This is a genomic window from Candidatus Magnetobacterium casense (assembly GCF_019173545.1).
GTDB lineage: Bacteria > Nitrospirota > Thermodesulfovibrionia > Thermodesulfovibrionales > Magnetobacteriaceae > Magnetobacterium > Magnetobacterium cryptolimnobacter.
The window spans coordinates 1-1,111 of sequence record NZ_JABXWD010000763.1; the positions used below are offsets into that span (position 1 = coordinate 1).

The 1,111-nt window shown below is 50.3% G+C and carries 3 protein-coding genes; all 3 read right to left on the bottom strand.

All coding sequences use genetic code 11. The features are described from left to right. Positions 1–224, bottom strand: a 224-nt coding sequence (locus HWQ67_RS19340) for a DUF1566 domain-containing protein (RefSeq protein ID WP_218254330.1), incomplete at its 3' end; no start/stop codon positions are given. A gap of 58 nt (positions 225–282) precedes the next feature. Then, on the bottom strand, positions 283–636 hold the full coding sequence (locus HWQ67_RS19345) for a four helix bundle protein (RefSeq protein WP_218254331.1): 354 nt from the start codon (positions 634–636) through the stop codon (positions 283–285). Positions 637–671: 35 nt separating this feature from the next. Next, a partial coding sequence (locus tag HWQ67_RS19350; RefSeq protein WP_218254332.1) for a DUF1566 domain-containing protein occupies positions 672–1,111 on the bottom strand: 440 nt, incomplete at its 5' end.

Below are 1,111 nucleotides of genomic sequence, written 5' to 3' on the forward strand. Positions count from 1 at the left end.
TAGTTGTTGTTGGACTTATCGTTGGCGTTGACGTTGCCATCGTTCATGTTGACGATCCACGCGTTGGACGTATTGTTAGCGTAGGACGTAGACGACCAGTAGTTGTTAGACTGCACATTTGCCCATCCTCTTGTGAGAATTTCATCAGGCAATCCACAGCGGTATGCCTGATTACCAGCCAATGCCTGTAAGGCGGGATGGGCGCACAATGATTTTCTATGCACACCCGACAATCTGCTTCGGCGGATGTTATACCGACAAAAAAGAAAGGCGGTTCCGGCATTATTTCTTACCTCTTACTGATTTCATCCACCCCTCGCACTGTCTGCTTAATGATATAGTGTCTTCGATGAGGCGCTTAAAGGCATCAAAGTTCTTAAATACCTTTACCTCTTTACCCAATCTAAACACAATCCTGAGTTCCTCGATAGTATCTCTTAGCGCAGTGAGCGTGCTGATCTTGTCAACCTCTGAGTTGGCCTTTATTATCAGTCGTATAACCATTCGTGACAGGTCTCTCATATCAGTTCCTATACCGTATTTATTGTATCGTGAAAAACCCCTCACCGTGTTATCGACATATATCGCCATGTCAAAGGCCCTCCTGTATATTGGAAGATGCTCATACTGTGCCATTGTAAAATATCCAAATAATCAAATTATCAAATGACCTATTGTCCAGAACGAACCGGCCACACATAGTCGTTGGGGGACTTATCGAAGGCGAAGACGAAGCCAACGTCCATGCCGACGACCCACGCGCCGGACGTATTGACAGCGTAGGACGTAGACGACCAGTAGAAGTAAGACTGCACATTGGTAAAGCCCTGCGAGTTCAGCCACGTCGCCGGAGTAGCCTGTTCCGCGTTGACAAGGCTCTCCAGCTCTATGATGTTTGGCAGCCGCCAGTCGGTATAGCCATACGTACCAGCCCCGGTGTTCATTGACGCGACGTAGTCCAGGGCACCTTGCCATGTCTTATAACCGGGAAGGTTGGCGTCCTTCGTCCAGACCAGGCCCGTGAGGTTGTCGGTGACCGTGTTGGTAGCGGCGGTAAAGCGCGGACTCGGCCAGGCCACGCCCGCCTGGATTGCGCCGTCGTCGCCCGTGG